We start from the raw sequence: 15,839 nt of genomic DNA, 5'->3' as shown, positions 1-15,839 counted from the left end.
CCGTGAGCGCCCCGCACGACGCCGCCGGGTCCCGTCCGGACGCGCCGGCCCCACCGCACGGCGACCGTCTCGGATGGGGGTCCTTCGACGCCCTGCCACAGCACCGCACGCTCGTGATGGGTGTGCTCAACGTGACCCCCGACTCCTTCAGCGACGGCGGGGTCCACGACTCCGAGGAAGCGGCCATCGCCCACGGGCTGCGCCTCGCGGAGCAGGGCGCCGACATTGTGGACGTGGGCGGGGAGTCCACACGACCGCACTCGCAGCGGGTGGACCCGCGCGAGGAGCGGCGCCGTGTGCTGCCCGTGATCCGGGAGCTGAGCCGCAGGGGCGTCGTCGTCAGCGCGGACACGTTCAACGCCGGGACCGCGGAGGCGGCCGTGGCGGCGGGGGCGCACATCGTCAACGACGTCTCCGGCACGAACGTGAGCCCGGAGATGGTCGAGTTCGCGGGCGCGAGCGGCATCCCGTACGTGCTCATGCACTCCCGCGGCACGCCCCAGACCATGACCACCCTCACGCACTACGAGGACACCGTTGCGGACGTGCTCGCCGAGCTGTGCGCGGTCCGCGAGCGGCTGTACGCGGCCGGCGTGCGCCCGGAGCGGCTCGTCGTGGACCCCGGGCTGGGGTTCGCCAAGGCCGGCGGGCAGGACTGGGAGCTGCTGCGCGCCCTGCCCCGCTTCCGTGGGCTGGGGAACAGGGTGCTCGTGGCGGCCTCCCGCAAGCGTTTCCTCGGCGCACTGCTCGCGGCGGACGGCGCACCCCGGCCGGTCACGGAGCGGGACGGCGCCACCGCCGCGATCAGCGCGCTGGCCGCGTTCGGGGGAGCGTGGGCCGTGCGCGTGCACGACGTCCGCGGCACGTGCGACGCGGTGGCCACCGCCCACGCGTGGCTCGGCATCGACCCGCCGGTGCTGCGCCCCCGCGACCACGACTGAACGGAGCACCAGCATGGACAGCCCTCACCAGCCGCCCCTCGACCGCATCACCCTCACCGGCCTGGGCGCCGTGGGGTACCACGGGGTGTTCGAGAAGGAGCGGCGCAGCGGCCAGCCGTTCTTCGTGGACCTCGTGCTGCACGTGGACCTGCGCCCCGCCGCCGCCACGGACGACCTCACCCTCACCGTGCACTACGGCGAGGTGGCGGAAATGGTGCGGGAGATCATCATCGGCACCCGCTTCCAGCTGATCGAGGCGCTCGCGGAGGAGATCGCCCGCGCCCTCCTCGCGAGTTTTCCGGCCATCGTCGCACTGGACGTGACCGTGCACAAGCCCAAGGCGCCCATCGACGTCACGTTCTCCGACGTGGCGGTGAGCATCTGCCGCACGCGCGCCGGCCTCCCGGATGGAGGCGCACGGTGACGGCCCGGTGCATCGTGGCCCTGGGCGCGAACCTCGGGGACCGGGTGGCCACCCTGCGCGCGGCCGTCCGGGACCTGGCAGGATCGCCCGGAACCACCGTGAGCGCGGTGTCGCCCGTGGTGGCCACCCGGGCCGTGGGCGGTCCGGGGGACTCCCCGGACTACCTCAACGCCGTGGCGGAGCTGCGCACGGAGCTCACCCCGGAGCAGGTGCTCTCCGTGTGCCAGGAGATCGAGAACCGGCACGGCCGCACCCGGGAGGTCCGCTGGGGACCCCGCACCCTGGACCTGGACGTCGTGAGCTTCGAGGGGGTGTGCAGCACGGACCCGCGGCTCGTGCTGCCGCACCCCCGGGCGCACGAGCGGGCCTTCGTGCTGCAGCCGTGGGCCCTGATGGACCCCGCGGCAGAACTGGCCGGCGCCTCCGTGGCCGAGCTGGCCCGCGCGGCACCGGACCTCGCGGACCTGACCGTCACCCACCACACCCTGAGACCGGAGGAGGAGCCGCCGTGCGCTACCTGAACCTGCCGTCCCTCGCGGCGGCCGCCGCGGTGGCCGGGGCCGTGGGGTGGAGCCTCGACCGCGTGGCGGGCGGCACCGTCCAGAGCCTGCTGATCCTGCCGTGGCTCAGCCTGGTTGCGGAGCTCGGCGCGGCACTCGTGCTGGGCTACCTGGGCCTGCGCGTGCGCGCCTACCGGGACCCGCACAAGGGGAGCGGGCGGCGTCGTGATCCCGCCCGGCGCGCGCCGTACGACCCGGTGTGGGCCGTGGGCACCGCGGCGGCGGCGCAGGCCGTGGCGTTCTACGGTGCCCTGTGCGCCGGGTGGCACGCCGGGATCGGGGTGGAGCAGATCGCGCTGCTCGGCGTGCGCTCCACCCAGGAGCCGTTGTGGCTGTGCGTGGTGCACGTGGTCGCGGGCATCCTGCTGGCGGTGCTCGGGTGGATCGTGGAGAAATTCTGCAGGCTCCCTCCGGATGACCCGGACGCGGAGGAGGAGACCCCTTACGGTGGACGGCAGGATCCGTACGCCGCCGGAGAGGGAGGATATGCCCGCGACCACTGAGCTCAGCCCGCCGGGCCTGCAGTGGCGGCACGTGTCGCCCAAGTACCTGCGGGTCCGCCTGATCGGCGCCGTGATCACCACGCTCGTGTGGGCGGTGGTCGTCTCCGTGCCGCTCGTGCTGCACCTGCTGGGCACGTGGGAGGGGAGCGCACCGTGGTGGCTGTGGCTGCCCGCCGGCGTGGTGCTCGTGTGGGGCGGGGTCAACCTCTTCCTGGTGCCGCGCCGCGTGCGAGCCATCGGCTATGCGGAGGCGCCCACGGAGCTGTGGCTGCGCAAGGGGTTGTTCTTCCGCACGGTGACCGTGGTGCCCTACGGCCGCATGCAGTACGTGGACATCAAGACCGGGCCGGTGCTCAACGCGTTCGGGCTCGCCTCGGTCACGCTCCACACTGCCTCCGCGAGCACTGACGCCGTGCTTCCCGGGCTGCCCCGGGAGGAGGCGGACCGACTGCGCGAGCAGCTCACGGAGCGCGGGGAAGAGCACATGGTGGGGCTGTGACGGGCGGGGAGGAGACCCGTCCGGAGCTGCCCGCAGCCCCCTGGGAGAGGTCCGGGGGCGGAACCGCGGACCCCGGCACCCCGTCACCCCCGGCTGCGGCATCCGCCCCAGCCGTCGCGCCCGGAGCACCCCAGTCCCGCGACGCCGCGGCCCCGGGCGGGGAGGTGGACGGCGAGTGGCACCGGGTCCACCTCCTCACCCCCTTCGTGCGCAGCTGGCTGCTGCTCGTGGCGCTGGTGTGGGGCTTCGCCAACACGTTCGTGGACGACGTCGTCTCGTCCTTCGTCAAGCACGAGCCGATCCAGGTGGACGTGGGCGGTGCGGTCCGCGTGGTCGGCGCCGGTCTCGGGCTCGCGGTGCTGTGCGGTGTGCTGGGGGTGCTGATCGGTTTGGGCCTGCTGTCCTGGTGGTTCACCCGCTATCAGATCACGGGCGAGCACGTGCGGTTTCGCAGTGGCTGGCTCTTCCGCACCCAGCGGCAGGCGCGCCTGGACCGGGTGCAGGGCATCGACGTGGAACGCCGGTTCCTGCCCCGCGTCCTGGGGCTGTCCTCCCTGAAGTTCGACGTGGCCGACGGCGGCTCCAGCGTGCTCGAGCTCTCCTACCTGGGACGTGACCACGCGCGGGAGCTGCGGAGCCAGCTCCTCGTGGCCGCCCACCGTGCCGCCGAGCGGCAGGAGACGGCCCGGGCGACGTCGCCCGCGGCCGTTCCGGACGCCGAGGCGGGCAGCGCCGGTGCAGACCCGGCCCCCGGCACCCGGTCCGGGCGCTCCCGCGAGGGTGTGGACGTCCGGGTGGCGCAGAAGTACGGGATCCTCAGCGAACGGGACGAGCTGCGGCGGGTGTTCACGGTCCCCACCGCCCGCGTGCTGCTCGCGCTCGTGTGCTCCCCGCCCGCCGTGGTGCTGCTGCTGCTCGCACTGCTCATGGCGGGTCTGTCCGTGTGGTTCCCCGAGGCGCTGGTCGTGGTGCTGCCCACGGCCGTCCCGCCCCTGCTGGGCGTGGTCTCCGGGCTGTACTCCCGGCTCGAACGCAGCTGGGGATTCACCCTGAGCGAGGTCCCCGAGGGCGTGCGGACCCGGTCGGGGCTGTTCAACGAACGCTCCTCCACCATCCCCACCGGCCGGGTGCAGGCACTGGAGGTCACCGCGCCGTTGCTGTGGCGGTTCTTCGGCGGCCACCGGGTCACGGTCACCACGGCGGGCAAGGGAGGGGCCGGTGGGACGGAGACGCTCGGCTCCGTGGTGCTGCCCGTGGGCACGTGGGAGCAGGTCCGCGGCGTGCTGGAGCTGGTGCTGCCGCTGGAGCTGACCCCCACGGATCTTGTGACCGAGGGGCTCCGCGGAATCGGGGGCGGCGAGAACTTCACCACGAGTCCGCGGCGGGCGCGCTGGCTGGACCCGCTCACCTGGCGGCGCACCGGTTTCGCGATGGACGAGGCGGTTCTCGTCCTTCGGCGCGGACGACTCGCCCGCCACGCGAGCGTGGTCCCGCATCACAAGACCCAGTCCGCAGCACTGTCCCAGGGGCCTTTGGAGCGTCGGTTCGGGCTCAGCGACCTCTCGGTGCACGTGACCCCTGGCTCCGTGACCACGGCGGTGGCCCACCTGGATGTCGCGGACGCCCGTGCCCTGCTGGAGCGGCACACGCAGCTCGCCCGCGCGGCCAGGGCCCGGGTCGGCGCCCGCGCGCCCGAGCGGCCCTGGAGCACGGCGGCCCCGGCACCCGACACCGTGCGCTAGCCTGTGCGTGCCGTGGCCGCACGTGCTCCCGCCGCGCAGACCACCATCCCGTCTGCGGTGCGGGCGCGCCCGGCCGTTCCCCTGCAAGGAGTCTTCGCGTGTCCTCACCCAGTCACCGTCCCGGCCGTCTCGGCGTGGGAGTCATCAGCGCCGGAAAGGTGGGTGCGGTCCTGGGGGCCGCGCTGCGGGCGGCGGGCCACGCCGTGGTGGGGGTCCACGCGTCGTCGGCGCAGAGCCACGAGCGGGCCGCGGCCCTGCTGCCGGACGTCCCGGTGCTGGACGTGGAGACCATTGTGGAGCGCAGCGAGCTCGTGCTGCTCGCGGTCCCGGACGACCAGCTCCCGGGACTCGTGGCCGGTCTCGCGGCCACCGGTGCGTGGCAGCCCGGCCAGCTGGTGGTGCACACCGCGGGCCGTTTCGGCACGGACGTCCTGGAACCCGTTCGCTCCGCCGGCGCCATCGGGCTGGCCGTGCACCCCGCCATGACCTTCACCGGGCTGAGCATGGACCTGCAGCGGCTCGTGGACTGCAGCTTCGGGGTGACCGCCGCGGCCCCCGTGCTCCCCATTGCCCAGGCGCTCGTGGTGGAGATGGGGGCCGAGCCCGTCGTGGTTGCGGAGGCCGACCGCCCGCTGTACCACGCCGCTCTCGCCCACGGCTCCAACCACGTGATGACGGTGCTCGGCGAGGCCATGCAGATCCTCGGGGAGATCGGTGTGGAGCACCCCGACCGCGTGCTGGGCCCCCTCGTGCGCGCCACGGTGGACAACGCCCTGGCCTCGGGGGAGTCCGCGCTCACCGGGCCGGTGGCCCGCGGGGACATCTCCACCGTGGCCGCCCACGTCGCAGCGCTGCGCGAGCTCTCCGGTCAGGGCGGCGTCGCCCCGGGAGCGCACGCGGTCGACGCGGCCCGCGACGAGCACGGCGCCCGGGCGCCTGCCGCCGACGCGGCCCACGCGCCGTCGGAGGTGCGTTCCGCAGCGGGGGCCAGCCCGGGAGCGCAGCTGCTGGCCGGGTACCGGGCGCTGGGGCGGCAGACGGCGGCCCGCGCGGTGACCTCGGGCAGACTGGATGCCACGACGTACCGCGCGGTGCTGGCCGCGCTCGAGGACGAGGAGTGACCGTGGGCGAACCCGTGGTGTGCACCACCGTGGCAGGACTGCGCGAGGCGATCGCGCAGCGGGTGGCGGGCGGTGCCGAGAGCCTGGGCCTGTTGCCCACCATGGGTGCGCTGCACCGCGGGCACCTGGAGATCGCGCGGCGCACGCGGGCGGAGAACGACCTCGCGGTCGTCTCGGTGTTCGTGAACCCGCTGCAGTTCGGCCCGGGGGAGGACTACGAGAGCTATCCCCGGCAGCTGGAGCAGGACGTGGCGCTGCTGGCCCGGGAGGGCGTGGACCTCGTGTTCGCCCCGGACGTGCGGGAGATGTACCCGGACGGCACGCCCGTGGTGTCGGTGACCTCCGGAGCCGCGGGATCGATCCTGGAGGGCGCCACCCGGCCCGGGCACTTCGACGGCGCACTGACGGTGGTCAGCAAGCTCCTCACCATCATGGCCCCGGGCCCCGGCGTCCCGTTCCGCGCCTACTTCGGGGAGAAGGACGCCCAGCAGCTGCTGCTCATGCAGCGCATGGTGCGTGATCTCGACCACCGGGTGGAGATCCGCCCCGTGCCCATCGTCCGCTCCCCGGAGGGCCTCGCGCTGTCCTCGCGCAACCAGTACCTCTCCCCGGAGCAGGCCGGGCACGCGCTGGTGCTGCACCGCACGCTCAGCGCCCTCGCCGCCGGGGAGCTCACGCTGGAGCAGGCCCGACGCCGCGTGGCCGCCGAGCCCGACGTGCGCCTGGACTACCTGGTGACCGTGGACCCCGCGAACCTCGCGCTCGTGGAGCCCGCTCCCGGGACGCTCGCGCTCGTGGCCGCGTGGGTGGGGCCCACCCGGCTGATCGACAACATGCGGATCCGAGCGCGGACGGTATCCTGGTCCACTGTGACCGAGCAGCCTGAGACCACCGTTCCCGCCGAGCCCGCCAGCACCGATCCGGAGCTGAGCGCGCGCGAACTCAACGACCAGATGGCCGTGCGCGCCGCCAAACGCCAGGCCGCCGCGGACTCCGGCATGGAGCCGTACCCGGTGGACGTCCACCGCACCACCACCCTCGCCAGCGTGCGCGAGGAGTTCGGCCACCTGGAGCCCGGTGAGGAGACCGACCACGTGGTCACCGTGGCGGGGCGCGTGGTGCACGTGCGCAACACGGGCAAGCTGTGCTTCGCCACCGTGCAGGAGGGGGACGGCACCCGGCTGCAGGCCATGCTCTCCAAGGCCAATGTGGGGGACGAGGCGCTCGCGCAGTGGAAGTCCGTGGTGGACCTCGGGGACTTCGTGGCCATCACGGGTCGCGTCATCAGCTCCCGCCGCGGGGAGCTCTCCGTCATGGCGGACTCCTGGACCCTGGCCTCCAAGGCGCTGCGGCCGCTGCCCACCATGCACAAGGAGCTCAACGAGGAGACCCGGGTGCGCCAGCGCTACCTGGACCTGATCGTGCGCCAGGAGGCGCGCGACGTCGTCCTCACCCGCTCCCTGATCACGCGCACCGTGCGCCGCGTCATGGAGGAGCAGGGCTACGTGGAGATCGAGACTCCCATGCTCCAGCTGGTGCACGGCGGCGCGGCGGCACGGCCGTTCGAGACCCACCTCAACGCGTTCGACCAGGACATGACCCTGCGGATCGCCACGGAGCTCTACCTCAAGCGCGCCGTGGTGGGCGGGATCGACAAGGTCTTCGAGATCGGCCGGGTCTTCCGCAACGAGGGCGTGGACTCCTCCCACAGCCCCGAGTTCACCACCCTGGAGGCGTACGAGGCCTACGGGGACCAGTTCACGATGGCGGAGCGGATCAGGGAGATCATCCAGGAGTGCGCCCGCGTGCTCGGTGTGGAGGGCATCGACACCCCGCAGGGCCGCATCGAGCTGTTCGGCGAGTGGGCCTGGGTGCCCGTGTACCCGGGCCTGTCCGAGGCCGTGGGGCGCACCGTCACGCCCGAGACCCCTGCCGCGGAGCTGCGGGAGCTCGCGGCGGAGCGCGGGATCGCCGTGAACCCCGCGTGGGATGCGCAGAAGCTCGTCATGGAGCTCTTCGAGGAGATCGTGGAGCCCACCCTGCTCCAGCCCACGTTCGTGTACGACTACCCGCCGGCCGCCCAGCCCCTCGCGCGTCCGCACCGCAGCGAGCCGGGACTGATCGAGGCGTGGGACCTCATCATCGGCGGCATGGAGCGCGGCACAGCCTTCTCCGAGCTCGTGGACCCCGTGGTGCAGCGGGAACGACTCGTGGAGCAGTCCCGGCTCGCGGCGGCCGGTGACGACGAGGCCATGCAGCTGGACGAGGACTTCCTGCGCGCACTGGAGCACGGCGCTCCCCCCATGGGTGGCCTGGGTCTGGGCCTGGACCGGCTCATCATGCTGTTCACCGATCTGGGGATCCGGGAAACCATTCTCTTCCCGCTCATGAAACCCGAGTGAGCCCCGCGCGGCATTCCCGCGCCCAGGAACCGTCCAGTCCCGGAGAGGATCATCACCACCATGGAATACCTGGCAGTCTTCGCCCCCTCTCTCGGTGTGGGGGTGGTGTTCTACCTGATCATGCGGTGGTTGCTGCGCGGCGACAGGGCGGAACGCGGTGCCCAGAAGGACGCCCAGGAGGATGCCGAGCAGTGGTACCGCGCGGTGCAGGAGCGTGAGGGGGAGAACACCCCCTTCGGCAGCACGGAGGAAAACCCCCGCGCGCAGCGCGGCCTGGGACTGCGGGGCAGCATTCCCATTCGTGATTCATCCGAGGACCACAATCGCGGGAAATAGCCCGTGATGACATTCCTGCAATGCCGTGCAATGATGGACGCAGTGATTCAGCAATAGATCTCTCTCCCCGCGCGAACCGGGTATTCACCCCCGCGTTGATCCCAGCGGCATTTGCGGGAATACACGGTCCGGCAGCCGGGACGAGATCCTGTGTTTCACCTCACACCATTGACGTGCAAGTGCGCACAATTCGACGAGACAGCCCGCGGGGCGTTTGGAGGAGCTGACCATGGCTCAGACCGTGAAAATCATCCTGGAAGACGACATCGACGGTGGCGAGGCCAACGAGACCGTGCGTTTCGGCCTCGACGGCGGCCAGTACGAGATCGACCTCAGCTCCGAGAACGCCACCAAGCTGCGTGACGCGCTGCGCCCCTACGTGGCGGCGGGCCGCCGGGCCACGTCCTCCGCGAAGGGGGCCCGCAGCTCGGGGACCACCACGCGCCCGAGCCGCTCCGGCAACCCCGAGACCCCCAAGATCCGCGCCTGGGCCAAGGAGCAGGGCCTGCAGGTCTCGGACCGCGGCCGCATCCACCAGGACATCCAGGACAAGTACTACGCCGCCCACAACGGCTGAGGTCTCCCGCACGTCGCCCGGTGGAAGCACCGCGCGGCGCGCGGTGTGACACCCGGGCCGCCCGGGAATACCGCAGATCCTGCCGCACCGGCCGGAATGCGCCAGAGATGGCGTGTTCCGGCCGCTGCTGTTCCCGGCCCCGGGTGGGAACGGTAATCGCGGCCCCGCCGCACCGGAAAACGCGGATATCGCTGAGAGCCGCACACCGTGCGCCAGTGGCGAACAGTGCCCATGGCGGCGAATCGGGTGCCTAGCATCGTGGGCAGAGATCAATGAAGGAGTATCCATGTTCGAACGCTTCACCGACCGTGCCCGCCGGGTGGTCGTGCTGGCCCAGGAAGAGGCCAGGATGCTCAACCACAACTACATCGGGACCGAGCACCTGCTGCTCGGCCTGATCCACGAGGGGGAGGGTGTTGCCGCCAAGGCCCTCGACTCCATGGGGATCACCCTGAGCGCCGCGCGGGAGCAGGTCCAGGACATCATCGGCCCGGGGCAGCAGGCCCCCTCGGGCCACATCCCGTTCACGCCCCGCGCCAAGAAGGTGCTGGAGCACTCGCTGCGCGAGGCGCTGCAGCTGGGGCACAACTACATCGGCACCGAGCACATCCTGCTCGGCATCATCCGCGCCGGCGAGGGCGTGGCCTCCCAGGTGCTGGTCAAGCTCGGGGCGGAGCCCGCCAAGGTGCGGGCCACGGTCCTGGAGCTGATCTCCGGCTACCAGTCCGGCAGCTCCGGTGGCGAGAAGGAGGCCGCCGGTGTGGGCGGCGGTGGCCGTGCGGATGGCACCCCTGCGGGCTCCGCCGTGCTGGACCAGTTCGGCCGCAACCTCACGGCCGCGGCGCGCGAGTCCAAGCTGGACCCCGTCATCGGGCGCTACCGCGAGATGGAGCGCGTCATGCAGGTCCTCTCGCGCCGCACCAAGAACAACCCCGTGCTGATCGGCGAGCCGGGCGTGGGCAAGACCGCGGTGGTCGAGGGGCTCGCCCAGGCCATCGTGCGCGGAGACGTGCCCGAGACCCTCAAGGACAAGCAGCTCTACACGCTGGACCTCGGCTCCCTGGTGGCCGGTTCCCGCTACCGCGGTGACTTCGAGGAGCGCCTGAAGAAGGTGCTCAAGGAGATCCGCACGCGCGGGGACATCATCCTGTTCATCGACGAGATCCACACCCTGGTGGGCGCGGGGGCCGCCGAGGGCGCGATCGACGCCGCCTCGATCCTCAAGCCCATGCTGGCCCGCGGTGAGCTGCAGACCATCGGTGCCACCACGCTGGACGAGTACCGCAAGCACATCGAGAAGGACGCCGCGCTGGAGCGCCGCTTCCAGCCCATCCAGGTGGACGAGCCCTCCGAGGCCCACGCCGTGGAGATCCTCAAGGGGCTGCGGGACAAGTACGAGGCGCACCACCGGGTGTCCATCTCGGACGAGGCCCTGGAGTCCGCGGTCAGCATGTCCGCCCGCTACGTCTCGGACCGGTTCCTCCCGGACAAGGCCATCGACCTGATCGACGAGGCCGGTGCCCGGCTGCGCATCAAGCGCATGACGGCCCCGCCCGAGATCAAGGCCCTGGACGAGCGCATCGCGGAGACCAAGAGCGCCAAGGAAGCCGCGATCGAGGACCAGGACTACGAGAAGGCTGCCTCCCTGCGCGACACCGAGCAGAAGCTCATCGCGGAGCGGGACGAGAAGGACACGGCCTGGCGCGAGGGCGACGACCAGATCTCCGAGGTCACCCCCGAGGTCATCTCCGACGTCCTCTCGGCGTCCACGGGTGTGCCCGTGTACAAGCTGTCCGAGGAGGAGTCCGGCCGTCTGCTGCACATGGAGGACGAGCTGCACAAGCGCGTCATCGGGCAGAACGAGGCCATCAAGGCCCTGTCCCGCTCCATCCGGCGCACGCGTGCGGGTCTGAAGGACCCGCGTCGTCCCGGGGGCTCGTTCATCTTCGCCGGGCCCACCGGTGTGGGCAAGACCGAGCTGGCCAAGGCGCTCGCCGACTTCCTGTTCGGTGACGAGGACGCCCTCATCACGCTGGACATGTCCGAGTACCAGGAGAAGCACACCGTCTCGCGGCTCTTCGGTGCCCCTCCGGGCTACGTGGGCTACGAGGAGGGTGGCCAGCTGACCGAGAAGGTCCGCCGCAAGCCGTTCTCCGTGGTGCTCTTCGACGAGGTGGAGAAGGCCCACCAGGACCTCTTCAACTCCCTGCTGCAGATCCTCGAGGACGGTCGTCTCACCGACTCGCAGGGCCGCGTGGTGGACTTCAAGAACACCGTGATCATCATGACCACGAACCTGGGCACCCGGGACATCTCCCGCACCGTTCCCGTGGGCTTCCAGGCCAGCGGTGACGCCGCCACGTCCTACGACCGGATGCAGGCCAAGGTGCAGGAGGAGCTCAAGGAGCACTTCCGCCCCGAGTTCCTGAACCGCGTGGACGAGATCATCGTGTTCCCGCAGCTGAGCGAGTCCGAGATCGTCCAGATCGTGGACCTGTTCGTGGCGCGGCTGCAGCAGCGGCTGCGCGAGCAGGACATGTCCATCACGCTCACGGACGAGGCGAAGAAGCTCGTGGCGAGCAAGGGCTACGACCCCGCCATGGGCGCCCGTCCGCTGCGGCGCACCATGCAGCGCGAGATCGAGGACCAGCTCTCCGAGCGGATCCTGTTCGGGGAGATCGCCTCGGGCGAGAAGATCACGGTGGGCGTCGAGGGCGAGGGCGACGCCGCCACGTTCACGTTCGCCTCCACGCCCATGTCCGAGCTGTCCGACGAGGAGATCCAGGAGATCGAGAACACCCCGACCCTCTCGGACCGCGACGACAGCCAGTCCGGCAAGGACGTCCCGCGGGCACCGCACACCGGCGGGGATACCGGCGGCGGGGCGGCCCAGGCGCAGGCCTGATCCCGCGGCGCTGACGCCCTGCCGAGGTGCGGGGCGCGGTCACGACGAGCGGGCGGCGTCGTCCACCACCACGGTGGACGACGCCGCCCGGTCGCGCATTCCGGGACGGCCTGCGGGCGCACGGGGCGGCGGGCACCGTGGCCCCGCGTACAGTCGGAACCATGGCTGAGATCCGCATCCGTCCCGCGAGGACGTCCGACGTGCACGGCATCAAGGAGCTCGTGGCTCCCATGGCGGCCGAGCGCATCCTGATCACCAAGGACACCGTCACGTACTACGAGAGCATCCAGGAGTTCGTGGTCGCGGAGGACGAGTCCGGCACCCTGGTGGGCTGCGGGGCGCTGCACGTGATGTGGGAGGACCTGGCGGAGGTGCGCACCCTGGCCACGTCCCCGGCGGCACGCGGTCACGGTGTGGGAACGCGGATGCTGCGCGAGCTGATGGCCCGCGCCGAACGGCTGGGGGTCAGCCGCGTCTTCTGCCTCACGTTCGAGGTGAGCTTCTTCGCGGCTCACGGCTTCGAGGTCATGGCCAACCAGGAGACGATCCCCGCCGAGGTGTTCGGCGAGCTGCTGCGCTCCCACGACGAGGGCGTGGCGGAGTTCCTGGACCTCGCGCGCGTGAAGCCCAACACGCTGGGCAACACGCGGATGATCCGGTCCCTCAGCCCGGGAGCCTGATCCCCGCCGGCTCCTCTGCCGCCAGACCGTCGGCCAGCAGCCCGGCCAGGGCCCGTTCTCGTTGCTCCGTGGGCGCATCCAGCCGCCACAGCGCACCGAGCCGTTCCACCACCACGTCCGGGGGCGCACTGTGCCCGGCCGCGAGCTGCTCGGAGCCGGCGAGGTCCGTGAGGAGCAGGGGCCTGGGCACGGGGTCCTGGGCGGCCCGCAGCACGGCCATCACGGCGCCGCGCACCTGGCGGTCGGTGCCCTGCCACGACTGGCCGCGGGGCTTCTCCGCCGCGGGCGGGCTGCCGGCGGCCACCCACGCGCACTCGTCCCGCACGGGACACTGCCCGCACCGGGGTGCCCGGGCGGTGCACACGAGCGCACCGAGCTCCATGACCGCCTGGTTCCACGCCACGGACCCGGCCACGTCCTCGGGCATCACGGCCTCTGCCAGCCGGTTCTCCGCCGCGGTCAGGGAGCGCGCGGGCAGGGCGTGGCCGGTGAACAGCCGCGCGTGCGCCCTGCGGATGTTGGTGTCCACCACGGTGTGGCGCTGCCCGAACGCGAAGACCGCCACGGCGGCCGCGGTGTAGGCGCCGATCCCGGGCAGGGCGAGCAGCTCGGCGTGGTCCTCGGGCACACGTCCGCCGTGGATGTCCCGGATGCGCTGGGCCGCCGCGTGCAGCCGCAGCGCGCGGCGGGGATAGCCCAGCCGGTCCCAGGCCCGCACGACGTCCGCGGGACTCGCCGCCGCGAGGTCCGTGGGCTCGGGCCACCGCTGGAGCCACCGGGTCCACACCGGCAGCACCCGCACCACGGGCGTCTGCTGCAGCATGATCTCACTGACCAGAACGCCCCACGGGGTGCGGTCCGGGGCGCGCCACGGCAGGTCCCGCGCCTCGCGCCCGTACCACTCCACCACCGCCCGGTGCAGGCGCGGCAGGTATCTGGGAGCGGGGGTTTCGGCGTTCGGGTTCATCACCGTCCACGGTAGCCTGGAGCCCATGGCTTCCCACGGTTCCGAGCACCACGATCCGCGAACGTCCCCCGCTGACCGGGACCCGGAGACCCGGCTCCCGGACCACGTCTACCGGCGACGCCGCCTGGTGGCGCTCGCGGTGCTCGTGGTCCTGGTCCTCCTGCTCGTGTGGGGTGTGGCGGCCGGGGTGCGCGCGGTCACCGGTTCCGGAAGCGCTGACGACGCCGCGCCGCAGGCCGCCCAGGAACCGGCGGTCTCGCCCACCGCGGAGGCCGGACCGCAGGAGAAGTTCGGTGACTTCACCCCGCGCCCGGACCCCTCCGAATCCGCCTCCTCCTCCGGCTCGCCCGCGCCCAGCGCGAGCAGCTCCGCAGCCCCGGAGTGCGGGGCCGATCTCTCCGTGACCGCGTCCACGGACAAGGAGTCCTACCCGGCCAAGGAGCAGCCGGTTCTCGCGATGACCCTCGAGAACACCGGGGATCACCCCTGCAGGGTCAACGCGGGGAGCAGGAGCATGACCTTCACCGTGGTCTCGGGAGCGGACACCGTGTTCGACTCCCGCCACTGCGCCGCGGCGGGCGAGGACCGGAGCATCACCCTCAACGCGGGGCAGAAGGAGACCGCCAGGCTCCCCTGGAACCGGGGGCGCACGGCGGAGGGCTGTCCGGCGGGCCAGGGAGAGGCGCGCGCGGGCTACTACAAGCTCACCGCGTCCCTGGGGGACACCACGAGCGAACCCGCGGCCTTCGTCCTGGAGTGATCCACCGCGCCCCGGGCCCTGCGTCCAAGCGGTCCCACGCACGCCCGGCGCCACGCCAGTGCGGCCCGATGCGTGCCCGGTCCAAGGTTTGCTCGGCCACATGCGCGTTCGGCCCGACGCCCGTCCGGTCCCGGGCGCGGAGGCGCTGACTCGTGGGGCCTCACCTGCCGAGCCGCGAGCCCCATGAGCCCTGCCCACCGAGCGGCCGTGACGCTCAACTCCGCCCACTGAACCGCGGGTGAGTGCGCCCGCCGGCAGCAGCGCCGGGGGAGAGGAGCGGGGTGCTCACATGAAGCGGTCCAGCAGGCTCGTCTCAGCCATCCGGGACAAAGACTCGCGCACGGTGCGCGCACGCTGCTCGCCGATGCCCTCCACGGACATCAGGTCCTCCAGGTTGGCGGCCATGAGGGACTGGAGACCGTCGAACTGGGACACGAGCCGCTTGGCCACGGCACCGGGCATGGACTTGATGCCCTCCAGCAGCCGGTAGCCGTGGGGGTGCAGGTCCGTCTCCAGTGTGGCCTGGGGCCCGGTGAGACCCGCGGCCACCGCGACCTTCTGCAGGTCGATGAGCTCCGCCGGGGAGAGCTCCGCGAGCTGGTCGAGGCAGCCGACGATCACCTCGGGGGCCGTGGCCTCCGGGAGGTAGTCCCGCAGCACCACGTCCGGGCCCGGTCCGTTGCCCGCCGTGAGCTCCTCGAGCTGCAGGGAGATCAGGCGGCCGTCCGCGCCGAGCTCCAGCACGTACCACGCGATCTCCTCGGAGATCCGGCGCACCATCTCCATGCGCTGCAGGGTGAGTGCCACGTCGCGGACGGTCACCGCCGCCTCGATCTCCAGGGCCGAGAGGCTGCCCAGCACCTGCTCCAGCCGGTTGCTGTAGTGCTCGAGGGTCTGCAGGGCCTGGTTGGCACGGGCCATGATGGCCTGGGAGCCCTCGATCGCGTAGCGGTGCTCGTTCTTGTAGATGGTGATCACGCTCATGGAGGCGCTCACCGAGATCACGGGCACCCCGGTCTGCTTGGCCGTGCGCTCCGCCGAGCGGTGCCGGGTGCCGGACTCCTGGGTGGGAATCCCCGCGTCCGGCATGAGCTGGATCCCGGCCTTGAGGATGCGGGTGGCGTCCCTGTCGCACACGATCGCCCCGTCCATCTTGGCGAGCTCGCGGAGCTTGGTGGGGGTGAAGTCGGTGTCGATGTCGAAGCCCCCGGAGCACAGCGACTCCACCGAGCGGTCGAAGCCCAGGACGATCAGGGCGCCGGTGCGGCCCCGGAGGATGCGTTCCAGCCCGGTCCGCAGCTCGGTGCCGGGGGCGACCCTGGCGAGGGTCTTGCGCAGGGCGCTTTCGCGAGAGTTCACCACGGCCTCATTCTACGGGCGGGCAGCGGCCGCACCCGCCGGCCTCACGGGCCCGGCTGTCTC

15 protein-coding genes and 1 pseudogene are annotated in these 15,839 nt (G+C 72.1%); 14 read left to right on the top strand and 2 right to left on the bottom strand.

What is annotated here, in order from left to right; translation table 11 throughout:
- Positions 1–2 precede the first annotated feature (2 nt).
- From folP to CWC38_RS02510, 13 genes and pseudogenes are all read left to right on the top strand, one after another.
- Positions 3–941, top strand: coding sequence for a dihydropteroate synthase (gene folP, locus CWC38_RS02565; protein WP_240625010.1), 939 nt, complete (start codon positions 3–5; stop codon positions 939–941).
- 13 nt (positions 942–954) lie between these two features.
- Positions 955–1,365, top strand: a complete 411-nt coding sequence (gene folB, locus CWC38_RS02560) for a dihydroneopterin aldolase (protein WP_121845268.1) — start codon at positions 955–957, stop codon at positions 1,363–1,365.
- A complete protein-coding gene (folK, locus tag CWC38_RS02555; RefSeq protein ID WP_121845267.1) occupies positions 1,362–1,886 on the top strand; it encodes a 2-amino-4-hydroxy-6-hydroxymethyldihydropteridine diphosphokinase in 525 nt (174 codons plus the stop codon). The genes folB and folK overlap by 4 nt, the downstream gene beginning before the upstream one ends.
- Entirely contained in the window at positions 1,874–2,428 is a 555-nt protein-coding gene (locus CWC38_RS02550; RefSeq protein ID WP_121845266.1) for a DUF3180 domain-containing protein, read from the top strand. The genes folK and CWC38_RS02550 overlap by 13 nt, the downstream gene beginning before the upstream one ends.
- Positions 2,412–2,927 (top strand): PH domain-containing protein, encoded by a 516-nt coding sequence (locus tag CWC38_RS02545; protein WP_121845265.1) that lies wholly within the window; start codon positions 2,412–2,414, stop codon positions 2,925–2,927. Before CWC38_RS02550 ends, CWC38_RS02545 begins: the two co-directional genes overlap by 17 nt.
- The gene (locus CWC38_RS02540) at positions 2,924–4,669 is read left to right on the top strand and encodes a PH domain-containing protein (RefSeq protein ID WP_240625009.1); all 1,746 of its coding nucleotides are present in this window, start codon (positions 2,924–2,926) and stop codon (positions 4,667–4,669) included. The genes CWC38_RS02545 and CWC38_RS02540 overlap by 4 nt, the downstream gene beginning before the upstream one ends.
- A 98-nt stretch (positions 4,670–4,767) precedes the next feature.
- Positions 4,768–5,790, top strand: a complete 1,023-nt coding sequence (locus CWC38_RS02535) for a Rossmann-like and DUF2520 domain-containing protein (protein ID WP_121845264.1) — start codon at positions 4,768–4,770, stop codon at positions 5,788–5,790.
- Positions 5,787–6,620 (top strand): annotated as a pseudogene (panC, locus tag CWC38_RS12330) (pantoate--beta-alanine ligase); the annotation flags it as partial. The gene CWC38_RS02535 and the pseudogene panC, both read left to right, overlap by 4 nt.
- A gap of 3 nt (positions 6,621–6,623) precedes the next feature.
- Entirely contained in the window at positions 6,624–8,192 is a 1,569-nt protein-coding gene (gene lysS / locus CWC38_RS12325; RefSeq protein WP_439108824.1) for a lysine--tRNA ligase, read from the top strand.
- Between the two features lie 60 nt (positions 8,193–8,252).
- A complete protein-coding gene (locus CWC38_RS02525; protein WP_240625008.1) occupies positions 8,253–8,528 on the top strand; it encodes a hypothetical protein in 276 nt (91 codons plus the stop codon).
- 229 nt (positions 8,529–8,757) lie between these two features.
- Positions 8,758–9,105, top strand: coding sequence for a histone-like nucleoid-structuring protein Lsr2 (locus tag CWC38_RS02520; RefSeq protein WP_121845261.1), 348 nt, complete (start codon positions 8,758–8,760; stop codon positions 9,103–9,105).
- A gap of 286 nt (positions 9,106–9,391) precedes the next feature.
- The gene (locus CWC38_RS02515) at positions 9,392–12,010 is read left to right on the top strand and encodes an ATP-dependent Clp protease ATP-binding subunit (RefSeq protein WP_121845260.1); all 2,619 of its coding nucleotides are present in this window, start codon (positions 9,392–9,394) and stop codon (positions 12,008–12,010) included.
- A gap of 161 nt (positions 12,011–12,171) precedes the next feature.
- Positions 12,172–12,690 carry an amino-acid N-acetyltransferase gene (locus CWC38_RS02510; RefSeq protein WP_121845259.1) on the top strand — a complete coding sequence of 173 codons (519 nt, stop codon included), beginning with the start codon at positions 12,172–12,174 and terminating at the stop codon, positions 12,688–12,690.
- Here the strand turns inward: CWC38_RS02510 and CWC38_RS02505 are convergent.
- A complete protein-coding gene (locus tag CWC38_RS02505) occupies positions 12,674–13,657 on the bottom strand; it encodes an iron-sulfur binding domain-containing protein (RefSeq protein WP_240625007.1) in 984 nt (327 codons plus the stop codon). The two genes, CWC38_RS02510 and CWC38_RS02505, sit on opposite strands and share 17 nt — an antisense overlap.
- A gap of 25 nt (positions 13,658–13,682) precedes the next feature.
- Between CWC38_RS02505 and CWC38_RS02500 the strand changes: the two genes are divergently transcribed.
- Entirely contained in the window at positions 13,683–14,417 is a 735-nt protein-coding gene (locus CWC38_RS02500) for a hypothetical protein (RefSeq protein WP_121845257.1), read from the top strand.
- A gap of 285 nt (positions 14,418–14,702) precedes the next feature.
- Here CWC38_RS02500 and disA read toward each other — a convergent pair whose 3' ends face one another.
- Positions 14,703–15,779 (bottom strand): DNA integrity scanning diadenylate cyclase DisA, encoded by a 1,077-nt coding sequence (gene disA / locus CWC38_RS02495; RefSeq protein ID WP_121845256.1) that lies wholly within the window; start codon positions 15,777–15,779, stop codon positions 14,703–14,705.
- Positions 15,780–15,839: the final 60 nt, after the last annotated feature.

It is taken from the genome of Kocuria tytonicola (genome assembly GCF_003687455.1).
Classification (GTDB): domain Bacteria; phylum Actinomycetota; class Actinomycetes; order Actinomycetales; family Micrococcaceae; genus Kocuria; species Kocuria tytonicola.
This window is presented reverse-complemented; position numbering and strand designations above follow the sequence as displayed.

What these genes read in the sequence shown, in the direction of transcription:
- folB (WP_121845268.1), top strand. Translation starts at nt 955, where the DNA reads ATGGACAGCCCTCACCAGCCGCCCCTCGACCGCATCACCCTCACCGGC.
- CWC38_RS02545 (WP_121845265.1), top strand. Translation starts at nt 2,412, where the DNA reads ATGCCCGCGACCACTGAGCTCAGCCCGCCGGGCCTGCAGTGGCGGCAC.
- lysS (WP_439108824.1), top strand. Translation starts at nt 6,624, where the DNA reads ATGCGGATCCGAGCGCGGACGGTATCCTGGTCCACTGTGACCGAGCAG.
- CWC38_RS02525 (WP_240625008.1), top strand. Translation starts at nt 8,253, where the DNA reads ATGGAATACCTGGCAGTCTTCGCCCCCTCTCTCGGTGTGGGGGTGGTG.
- CWC38_RS02520 (WP_121845261.1), top strand. Translation starts at nt 8,758, where the DNA reads ATGGCTCAGACCGTGAAAATCATCCTGGAAGACGACATCGACGGTGGC.
- CWC38_RS02515 (WP_121845260.1), top strand. Translation starts at nt 9,392, where the DNA reads ATGTTCGAACGCTTCACCGACCGTGCCCGCCGGGTGGTCGTGCTGGCC.
- CWC38_RS02510 (WP_121845259.1), top strand. Translation starts at nt 12,172, where the DNA reads ATGGCTGAGATCCGCATCCGTCCCGCGAGGACGTCCGACGTGCACGGC.
- CWC38_RS02505 (WP_240625007.1), bottom strand. Translation starts at nt 13,657, where the DNA reads ATGAACCCGAACGCCGAAACCCCCGCTCCCAGATACCTGCCGCGCCTG.
- CWC38_RS02500 (WP_121845257.1), top strand. Translation starts at nt 13,683, where the DNA reads ATGGCTTCCCACGGTTCCGAGCACCACGATCCGCGAACGTCCCCCGCT.